We start from the raw sequence: 10,529 nt of genomic DNA on the forward strand, positions 1-10,529 counted from the left end.
GCTCCCAACAGTGTCCTTAGACGGGATTAGTGATGAGGCATTTTTAAAGCTTTCCTAATAACAACAATATAAGCAATATTATCAGTATCACTCCGATTATTCCGCTAGGTCCATAGCCCCAACTTCGAGACCAACCGTGTATCGGAATCACCCCTACCAAAATCAGGATTAAGATGATAATTAAAATTGTGCCTATAGACATGATGTTACCTCCTTTTTAATTAGTTACGGGATCAGCCGTAGTGTTGCTTAAGATCCCTTGGCCTATTTCACAATGAGACTGTTTTTAACTGACCTAACACCTTTGACACTCTTGGTAATCTCAACTGCCTTACGGGCTTGCTCAGCGTTGTTAACAAATCCGCTTAGCTGAACTTCCCCTTTGAAAGTTTCCACACCGATATCAAGGCTTTTTACATCCGGATCGGCCAAAAGCGCGTACTTCACTTTTGTGGTGATAACGCTATCGTCTACGTATTCTCCCGTAGTCTCTCGAGTGCGGCTACCTGCACAGCTCATCAACGCAACCATAAGTAAAAGACATATAATGAGACTTAAATTTCCGGTTACTTTCTTCATGAAAAACCTCCTTTTTTATGAGTGTTAAAAAATTAACCAGTTTTATTTATACCAAAAATCATCGAGGTTAAAAAAAGACCTATATCGAAAGTCCTATTTCCAGGCTATTTATGACCTTTCAAGGGGGTCGAATCTTCGGGGTCGTATCTGAACAATCAACTTTTCTTATCATATACTTAACTCATTTGTTTAATGTTGACGGGCTGTTGCCCAAATCCTCCAAGTAGTAAAAAAATTTGACACAAAAAAAAGATCTTTTCAATAGGTGTGTAAAAATCATTCAGGCGGCCTTCCTTTTTTGGTTAATTTTCTCATCTTCTACCATTACTCCATCAACAAATCTTTTTCCCGAATAAACCTTCGGTAACGACCAGTATCCTTTGAGTGCACGAAAGTCCTTCCCAGATACACCCCTTTATTCATAATATATATTAGGTAAATAAAAACCTTTTAATGAGGGAAACAAACAAATTTTAATAGATTTTTCTAAAATTCAATACAATCTTCCAACATCTAACAGGTTTAGACCCTAGGGTGATTTTTCTTGACGAGAGATATTCTTTGTTGTACGGTATTGGGAATAGAAATGCTTTATGTATAGAATGGGATCATAGGTCGTAATGAATAGGAGGTGTTACATGCATTATTTCAATTACATCCTCTATTTTCTCCTGTTGATTATATTCGCTTTCTCGGTCTCGACTGATTCAGTTTATGCGAAGGAAAAAATGAACAAGAAATGCAAAGACATGGATCGGAATAAGGATGGTGTCATCACTCGCGAAGAATGGCGGGTTAGTATCGATAGGTCTTTTGATAACCACGATTGGAATGGTGACGGTGTCCTCTCAGGTAATGAAGTGGAGGCGGGCGCACCTTGTGGTGAGTATGATGATGACGACGGTCGTCGTTCCGACCCATTTGGTGCATTCGATCGCAACAACGATGGCGTGATTTCCCGCAGCGAATGGACGGGTACGATCGAGGACTTTAATCGTCTTGATGATGATCAAAATGGCGTTTTAAGCCTTGAGGAGTTTCATGAACGCGCCGCGTCAGATCGTTTTCGCGAGCTCGATCACAATAACGATGGGGTCATTTCACGCGATGAATGGCATAACACCAGTCGGTCATTTGAAGGGCTGGATCGCAACCGCGATGGAACATTAAACCGTGATGAATTTTACAATCGGGAGCAGGTTCGAGCTGCTGTCTTCTATGAACTCGATGTTAACAACGATGGTATGATCTCACGCAGCGAATGGCGTAGCGATGCCGAAACCTTTAACCGTCTGGACACCAATCGGGATAACCTTTTGAGCGAGAATGAATTTTACTCTCGTCAAAGCGAAACTGGTATCCTTATTGAACAAATCTTTCAGGAGATCTTTAGAAAGCGGTAAAAATTCGTCTGCTGGGATGGAGATTTGAGGGTCAGGCTTTGCTTATTTGATTATTGTAATTATTTTGATAATTTCAGTTTTTCACTAGCCATAAAGGAAAAAAAGATTTCTCAAAGATCCTTGCCCTTATCCCCTAATAAATCAAGCCAGCCGTTTCCTTCGACTATGCCTCAGCGCGGACGGCTGGGGTATTGAAGGACTCACGACAAGATTTGAAATAATAAAAAGATCGGTTCCACAAAATAGGCTTATGCCACAATAAATTTGTCGGATAGCCTTTGGGTGTGACGGATGTAGGCTTTTTCGGCTACCTTTTTCTCGATGCTTATCTGAATAGTAAATGATAAGAATTTTTTGATTATAAAATCGGATTTACCTGCAATTTTAATGTTTTGGTCGTATAATTACTTGTAATGCACAACGAATTTACCGCTATAATCGAAAAAGACGATGATTGGTACATAGCATACTGCCCGGAGATCCCCGGCGCTAATGGGCAGGGTAGAACAATAGAGGAGTGTCGAAAAAGCCTTATGGATGCTATTAACTTAATTCTAGAAGACCGCAGAGAAGATTCATTAAGGGGAATGCCCGAGGATGCGATTAAAGATGTGGTTGTCATTGAATGAGGCGCAGTTCTCTCCTTAGGCACCTTAGGAAGCATGGATGCTATCTTAAGCGTGAGGGGCTCACTCCCTATGGTGCAATTCACAAACCGGGAAGGTTGAAGCAATTCCAAGGTATACAGAAATATCTAACCGACTAGCAAGAAAGATATGACAGAAACCCCTTCATGGCGACCTAAAGGTCGCCGCTACGTTTGAATTATGTGTTTCGTAGCGGGGGGCCCCGCCTTAGTCCTCCAGATGTTGTCACCCCGTATAGCAACCACTCAAGCCTTGCGGAACCAAGCTTAAACTAGAAGAAATATATTCTATCAAGAAAAAATTATGTATATTAGATGACAGCTACACATAATACTCTACGATTTTCCACTTCGGGGGAGGCAAAATGTCTATAGAAAATGACGACACTCAACTTGACCTGAGCGAGAAGGGAAGAAGGAAAGATGGAACTGTAATAACACTAGACCGGAGATTGTTCATGCAATTCTTTGCGTTCGGAAACTGCAGGGATACCACATCTTTAATTCAAGCCCTGGAAGATTCAAAAATAGACGGTGCACTCTATCTGGATATCAATGACCCCAGTGGAGTGGGTCTCATATCAATGGAAGAAGACCCTGATCTTTTTGTAACTAGAACCCGATCTTTCCTGAATCAAGCTGCTTTTCAAGAATTGGTCCCAAAGCCAGAATATACAATGCTTGGTCGTACTTACTCATTCGGATACGAACCCGATTTGGAGGAAACCCTTATAAAAGAGCCCCGCAGGAGGGTCCTTGACCCAAAGTTGGCCTGGGCCGTATGGTATCCACTTCAGAGAGGTAAAGGCTTTGAAACACTCTCAGAAGAAATACAGCGTGCGGTATTGGGTGAACACGGAAAAATCGGCTTTAAATTTGGCAAAGCTGGCTATGCCAAAGACATTCGCCTCGCCTGTCATGGATTGGATAAAAACGACAATGATTTTATCATTGGCCTTTTGGGGAAAGAACTATATCCGCTATCCTGCGTTGTACAGTCAATGAGAAAAACAAAACAAACTGCGATGTATCTTGACTCTTTAGGTCCGTTCTTCATAGGAAAGGCCATATGGCAGAGTAAACTCTGAGACCCTTATGTTGTTCCATCACAGATAGAGAAACCACCCTCTTCTATTTTAACTCGACTCTATCAGTTCCTATCTTATTGTAGATATTTGTTTCCTATGATTTATCCTGATTTGGTGTTGACCTAATCTTATGGGCAAGATCCTTTGCCAATACATTTTGAATCTTTATGAATAATTGAGGATTTATCTGATTTAAATTCCTCAATTTCTCCTGATTCCATACGATATACTCGACTGCCCCATTTGCAAAAACATCAGCCGACGCGGGATTGCCGGTGAAAAAGCTCATCTCTGCCACGAAACTTCCTCTCGCTAGCTCAGCTATTAGTTCTCCAGCCTTCATCACATTCAAAGAACCCGACAAGATAAGTACAAGTTCTTTTTGATGCTCTCCCTCCCGGATCATCCGATCCCCTTCTCTCTTTTCAATTCTTCCCATATTCCAAAACAATAAGAACTCCCTCGTGCTCATAGTGCTGAATGTCTTGTCGTATAGATCCTGAAGCTCGGAAGGTAGCTCGATTTTCCTGCGGTCCCTTAGAAGACGAACTACATGAAACGAATTTATTCCAAAAAACAACACATTCCAAAGTGAAACAAATAAATTATCAGAAAAATAACCGAATGAAACCAGGCTTATTTGCCCCAATATTAAGATGCTCCGTAATAAAAGGATATCCTTAGCCGCCAGGGCCAGGCACATGAAAAAATACCCCAGATTGACGAGTATATATGCCATATGAACACCTCTTTGAAGTTTTGATATGTCGGGTAATTCCACATCAACATACACTATTAAGATTAAAATAAATACTTACAACATTCATCAGTTGAGTTAAAACTTGAATTTCAAATTCTCGTTAGTTAAAGTATCAAAAAAGTTCTAATTGTAGGGGGCAAATTCATGTGCGCATCATATCTATTAAAAACATTTATCTATTCAGTGTTCATTCTAGCAATCGGTTTTCTTACTACATCGGTTGTAGGCACGGCTGAAGAGAAATCGGCAGGAGAATCTCAATCGAAAGAGAATAATGCTACAGATCAAAATCAAGACTCAGAGATGGAAAAATGGAAGGAATATGCAGCTCCCAACGAAAACCACAAAGTTTTAGATGCATTTGCAGGGAACTGGGATTATACGGTAAAGTGGTGGTCTTCCCGAAGTTCTGAACCGGAGATATCAAAAGGAACCAGTGAGGTTAAATGGATAATGGGTGGACGTTTCCTGGAGCAAACTGCCCAGGGTACATCGATGGGACAACCCTTTGAAGGAATGGGCATTACCGGATATGACAACGCTAAAAAAGAATATGTTTCTATGTGGATAGATAACATGGGCACGGGTCTCATGACTTCTAGTGGCAAATATGAGCCTTCAACAAAAACCTTCGAAGAAAAGGGAACATTTACACAACCTGAAATGGGTGAAACAACTTTTAGAGGTGTGACAAAAATTATCAACGACGATAAATTCGTGTATGAAATGTACACAAAAGACAAAGACTGGAAGGAATACAAGGCGCTAGAAATTATTTATACGAGAAAAAAGTAAAGTAATTAGAAACCCGCTGAAAGCTCCGTGTTATTAGTACATAAACAGAGAGTCTATCCAGTCATCGCAATTTTAAAAGCCAGATATTTCGAGGACAGAATCTTTAAATGTATTTTCTTCATTTATCTTACTTTTCTTAATATACAAGGACAAGGCTTCCCCCTTGTTGTCATTCCCTAATTCATTTATAGGGAATCCATGTTTTTGCCTTTGGATCCCCGACTACTGATTTCGGGGATGACAACAGGGGGTGGATCCCTAGTTAAGCCTCTACCCGACTGCCTTTATCGGGTAGTTGTCCTCGAAATCCTTGATCGGGGAATCCTCGGGGATGACATAACGACTAAAAAATTTAATTCGACCACAACCCGGTTATCCTGAATTTATTTCAGGATCTAATGGAAACAATAGATGCTGAAACAAGTTCAGCATGACTGACTATGACATTCATCCTCTGAACGCAATTTTTGGAAGGCCGTTCAAGTACTTTTCATTATGAAAAGGATTAACGAAAATAGGTCTATTCATGAAATTGTAAAAATTTTGCACACGAAATATATAACATCTACAGCAATGACAGAGAATTCACGAATTAAGTAGCAATTGTTCTTTAATAAACTGGCCTTTTATTCTTGGGCAAAAGTGCTCAGTCCTTAGCCATGCCCTGACACCTCAATACTCAATTTCTTAATCAACCTAATGAGTGGTAGAATATGATAGCTGAAAAAATGGGAGAATTCGTAAAAAAATTAAATAACTTTCTCTCTAAAGAGTTATGGCATATCGATCTTTCCTCCCTCAATAGATTCAAAGCATTCTTTATTATAGTTATAAGGCTAATATACGTAACAATTCGCGAATCTTATAAGAACGAACTCAGCCTTAGGGCTATGAGTCTTGTTTATACAACAATAATTGCTATTGTCCCACTTCTTGCTTTCAGTTTCTCGGTTCTAAAGGCATTCGGAGTTGTTGATACCCAACTGGAACCTATTCTTTCCAATTTTCTTGCACCCCTCGGAGAAAAGGGAACTGCATTAACACAGAAAATTCTAGAATTCATCAATAATATAAAGGTTGGTGTATTGGGATCCCTAGGTCTTCTGTTCCTCGTTTACACTGTTATCTCACTAATTCAGAAAACTGAAAGTTCACTAAATTTCATATGGGGAATAGAAAAAGGAAGGAGCTTTACTAGAAGATTTACCGATTATTTAAGCGTAATTCTCATAGGACCTGTTTTTATTTTTACTGCATTAGGTATTACAGCAACTTTAATGAGTCACGCGATTGTAGATAAAATAACTTCAATTGAGCCTTTTGGCACAGCTATCTTTTTCTTTACAGGTACCATCCTTCCATACATCATCGTATCAGTAGTTTTTACGTTCATTTACTCAGTAATGCCTAACACTCAAGTTAAATCCCTGTCTGCACTCTTAGGTGGAGTGGTTGCAGGAATCTGCTGGCAATCAAGCGGGTGGATTTTTGCCTCATTTGTTGCATCTTCAACGCAATATGCAACAATCTATTCAGGTTTTGCCGTAATTATCCTCTTCATGATATGGCTCTACATAAGTTGGCTGATATTTCTTATTGGAGGTGAAATTTCATATTGCCATCAAAACCTTAATTTTTTAATTTTACAAAAAGAAGCCGTTACGATTAGTAATAGATTAAAAGAGAAAATTACGTTCCTTATTATGTACCTAATTGGCTACAACTTTTACAACAATAAGGATAATTTCACACTCGTTTCACTTGCACAGAAATTCGAGATACCTGAGGAGCATATTCAAGAATCTCTAACCTATTTGATGAATAAGAAATTAATTATAGAAACTACAAATGATCCGCCTTCTTATGTGCCCGCAAAGGATCTCGAAACAATTAAACTGTATGAGATCATTGAAGCTGTAAGGGAAAATGAAGAAGATTCCAAAATGATTGAAGAAAAATTCATTAAAATGCCAGCGGTTGACACGGTCACAAAAAAAGTCAATGATGCAATTTATGATGCTTTGGGAGAGGAGAATCTAAGAAATGTAATAATTTCACAAGATGACGAACCAAGGATTTAAATATTACTTTCCAAAAATCTCATAGCCAATTTCTTTTCTTAAAAAAAATGATCATAATAATAGCTACTAATATCATTAAACCCACGACCATTGGATAACCGAACTTTGAATGAAGTTCAGGCATATTATCAAAGTTCATTCCGTAGACCCCGGCGATAAAAGTCAAAGGAATAAATATAGAAGCCATTATCGTTAATACCTTCATCACCTCGTTCATCCTATTGCTCATACTGGACAGATAAATTTCTAGCATCCCTGTTGTCATCTCCCGTACGGTCTCGATCGTATCGATTACCTGAACTGTATGATCATATAGATCCCTTAAATATATAATCGTAGTCTGATTGATTAGCGGCGATCCCGATCTTTCCAAGTTGCCTACTATTTCCCTTACAGGCCAGACAGATTTCCTTAAAAATAGCATCTCTCTTTTCAGTGTGTGCAGTTCGTTCAGGTCATATTGTGTAATATCCTCCATTAACATTTCTTCAAGGCTTTCCAGGGTATCGGAAAACTTTTCTAGAATTATGAAATAGTTATCCACTATTGAATCAACCAATGAATAAGCCAAATAATCTGAACCTGTTCCCCTTAATCGTCCTTTTGAATTCCTTATTCTTTCCCTTATGGGTTCGAATACATCACCCCCCCCTTCCTGGAATGTTATAACTAAATTTTTACAAAGTATAATGCTGATCTGCTCAGCCTTTATGATATTTTCTTTCTCCTCATAATAAAGCATCTTAATAACGATATATATATAGTCACCATAATCCTCCATCAGAGGTCTCTTTTCAGTATTTAAAATATCCTCAAGCACGAGGGGATGAACATTGAAATGTTTTCCAAATTTTTCTATTAACTCGACATCATGAAGGCCATCAATGTTTATCCAGGAAACGCCGGGGGTATCTCTATAGTGGAAGCATTCATCTATGGTTTGAATTTCCTTATCCTCAAATTGACTATCGCTATAATCGATAACTCGAATCCTCGGTTTCTCTAATTTTTTCTCGCCAACATGAATTAGAACACCTGGATGGAGGCCAACCTTTTTTGAACTTTTTTTAATTAATCTTGCCAATACAATCCAGCCTCACAGATATTAACTACCAAATCGAGATTTACTCTTAAAGAAAATATCAAAATATACTTACCCCCTTTAGTGAATAACAAAAAAGTATAAGATAATACGATACAGGAAAAACAAGTATAAGGCTGTCAAACCTGTCCAGAATCCCCCCATGACCGGGAAGGATGGCTCCCGAATCCTTTACACCAACGCTTCTCTTTATCATGGATTCAAATAGGTCGCCAAATATAGCGCTTATTGCCACAATCAAACCCAGAAAGAAGACCCATGAATAAGTTAGAGGACAACCGAAGATAAAATTAATGACTAACCCGGTGATTATTGAAGATATCAACCCTGATATGGTTCCAACAACGGTCTTACCAGGACTTATATTGGGTGAAAGCTTTTTCCTGCCCTTCCACTTTCCGATGTAGTACGCAGCCGTATCATTTAAGAAAGTGCAGGTGACAACGAATACGATAAAGAAGAACCCTGCGTCCCTTAGACCTTGATTAGATTGGCTGAAAACCATCATATCTGCGCCGGCGCCGATGTTTCGCAACAAGATGGCGTGACCGAGAAACCACCCAAGATATATTATCACCAAAAGATTCAAACTCGTTTGTGAAAGAGCGTCACCATCCGGCTTTTGCATAAGCATAAAAAGAAGGGTGATAATGATGATGGCAGCGGAAGTAATGCTGAAATAAGAATAACCAAAATATGCAGCGACAGGTAATATCACCCCGGATAAGAATATTAGTCCCTTTTGGAGCGAGTATCCCTTTTTTTTTAACATAACGATAAGCTCGAATTCCCCTAAGAAAATTATTGTTATAAAAAGGATGAGAAACCACACTCCTCCAAGATAGAAAATTAAATAGAGAATGGGAATCCCGATTATGGAGGTTAATACTCTCTGATATGGTTTGTCCATTGCGGCTGAGTGGATATAATTTCCATGATAATAAAGGCCATTGCAAATCAACTTATACTAAATGAGCGATATAGAGATAATCTATAATCCAAACAAGAGCGCCATGAAAATCGCAGTTTTAGTCTCTGGCACGGGTACAAATTTCTTAGCAATCTATGATGAGCAATTAAGATTGGAAAAATTGGGTGAAAAAAACTATGGCAAGATTGAGGTAGTGTTCACAAACGTTCCAAACTGCGAGGGAGCACGAAAAGCAGCAGATTTGGGTATTCCAGTCGTAAGCCTCGGCTCAAAATCATTCTTTGAAATCTTGAATGCAAACCCAGAGAACGACGAGATACGGGCTTACTACGATGCGGCAACAATCTCCCTCATTGAGGGCGTATGCAAACCCGATATTGTGGTGCTCGCAGGTTATAGGAGAAGAATTGGGGGTCTATTCTTAAACCATTATAAGAATCGTGTAGTAAACTTATACCCGGGTGATATAACAAAAAGATATCTGATTAGAGGAGTCGATGCATCGATTCAAGCTTTACGGGCCGGTGAAGCTTATACCAAATGCACTGTATTCCTGGAGAACCCCGGTGAGAGATTCGGTCCATCAATCGTTCAATCACAACCTATTTCGTTGGAAGGGTATGAAGAACGGGACGCAACAAAAATGCAGGAGAAGATCAGAAGGGAAGGAGAATGGATAATCTATCCCTTTGCAGTTCACCAACTAATTGCTAAAGGCAGATTAGGAATAGACCGGAATGATAATATATATGTTGATGGAAAAAGAGTGCCAAAGGAAGGATACCAATATAAAGTCAATTGAACCATTGTCATGAATCGTACAAATTCTTATAATACAATAGATTGCCAGCGGAAGGTCTGGGCCTCCCGGAGGTCTATAGGTTATTAATTTAACCAGTTAGGAGGGTGAAATGCCACGAATGATTGAAGTAGCAAGAATAGATGAGATCGAGCCTGGTCATGGAAAACTTATTGAAATCAACGGAACAGAGATAGCCTTATTTAATTGTGACGGGAGTTATTATGCGATTGACAACCAATGTACTCATGTGGGTGGACCGCTATGTGAAGGAAACCTTGAGGGAGATAAGGTCATCTGCCCATGGCACGGAGCAGAGTTCGACGTCAAAACCGGCAATGTACT

General features: G+C 39.3%; 12 protein-coding genes. 7 read left to right on the top strand and 5 right to left on the bottom strand.

Going from position 1 to position 10,529, the window contains the following annotated elements; genetic code table 11:
* Window positions 1-43: 43 nt before the first annotated feature.
* On the bottom strand, window positions 44-202 hold the full coding sequence (locus tag VGA95_08495) for a DUF3309 family protein (protein HEX9666578.1): 159 nt from the start codon (window positions 200-202) through the stop codon (window positions 44-46).
* A 62-nt stretch (window positions 203-264) separates the two neighbouring features.
* Window positions 265-579, bottom strand: coding sequence for a BON domain-containing protein (locus tag VGA95_08500; GenBank protein HEX9666579.1), 315 nt, complete (start codon window positions 577-579; stop codon window positions 265-267).
* A gap of 638 nt (window positions 580-1,217) precedes the next feature.
* Here VGA95_08500 and VGA95_08505 point away from each other — a divergent pair.
* The 3 genes from VGA95_08505 to VGA95_08515 all read left to right on the top strand — a co-directional run bounded on the left by VGA95_08505 (window position 1,218) and on the right by VGA95_08515 (window position 3,716).
* Entirely contained in the window at window positions 1,218-1,982 is a 765-nt protein-coding gene (locus VGA95_08505; protein HEX9666580.1) for a hypothetical protein, read from the top strand.
* Between the two features lie 413 nt (window positions 1,983-2,395).
* Complete coding sequence (locus tag VGA95_08510; protein HEX9666581.1) at window positions 2,396-2,611, top strand: type II toxin-antitoxin system HicB family antitoxin; 216 nt, start codon at window positions 2,396-2,398, stop codon at window positions 2,609-2,611.
* A gap of 382 nt (window positions 2,612-2,993) precedes the next feature.
* Window positions 2,994-3,716: a chlorite dismutase family protein gene (locus tag VGA95_08515; protein HEX9666582.1), complete on the top strand. Its 723-nt coding sequence runs from the start codon at window positions 2,994-2,996 to the stop codon at window positions 3,714-3,716.
* 94 nt (window positions 3,717-3,810) lie between these two features.
* Here the strand turns inward: VGA95_08515 and VGA95_08520 are convergent, their stop codons facing one another.
* Window positions 3,811-4,455 (bottom strand): cyclic nucleotide-binding domain-containing protein, encoded by a 645-nt coding sequence (locus tag VGA95_08520; protein ID HEX9666583.1) that lies wholly within the window; start codon window positions 4,453-4,455, stop codon window positions 3,811-3,813.
* 165 nt (window positions 4,456-4,620) lie between these two features.
* On the opposite strand from VGA95_08520, the gene VGA95_08525 reads away from it, so the two are divergent.
* Window positions 4,621-5,271, top strand: coding sequence for a DUF1579 domain-containing protein (locus VGA95_08525; GenBank protein HEX9666584.1), 651 nt, complete (start codon window positions 4,621-4,623; stop codon window positions 5,269-5,271).
* Between the two features lie 713 nt (window positions 5,272-5,984).
* Entirely contained in the window at window positions 5,985-7,352 is a 1,368-nt protein-coding gene (locus tag VGA95_08530) for a YihY/virulence factor BrkB family protein (protein ID HEX9666585.1), read from the top strand.
* Window positions 7,353-7,371: 19 nt separating this feature from the next.
* On the opposite strand, the gene corA is transcribed toward VGA95_08530, so the two are convergent.
* Window positions 7,372-8,436, bottom strand: coding sequence for a magnesium/cobalt transporter CorA (gene corA / locus VGA95_08535; protein HEX9666586.1), 1,065 nt, complete (start codon window positions 8,434-8,436; stop codon window positions 7,372-7,374).
* Between the two features lie 58 nt (window positions 8,437-8,494).
* The gene (locus VGA95_08540) at window positions 8,495-9,364 is read right to left on the bottom strand and encodes a phosphatidate cytidylyltransferase (GenBank protein HEX9666587.1); all 870 of its coding nucleotides are present in this window, start codon (window positions 9,362-9,364) and stop codon (window positions 8,495-8,497) included.
* Window positions 9,365-9,425: 61 nt separating this feature from the next.
* On the opposite strand from VGA95_08540, the gene VGA95_08545 reads away from it, so the two are divergent.
* A complete protein-coding gene (locus VGA95_08545; protein ID HEX9666588.1) occupies window positions 9,426-10,187 on the top strand; it encodes a formyltransferase family protein in 762 nt (253 codons plus the stop codon).
* 109 nt (window positions 10,188-10,296) lie between these two features.
* Window positions 10,297-10,529: Rieske 2Fe-2S domain-containing protein (locus tag VGA95_08550; GenBank protein ID HEX9666589.1), on the top strand; the 233-nt coding region annotated here is incomplete at its 3' end.

Source organism: Thermodesulfobacteriota bacterium, assembly GCA_036397855.1.
Classification (GTDB): domain Bacteria; phylum Desulfobacterota_D; class UBA1144; order Nemesobacterales; family CSP1-2; genus DASWID01.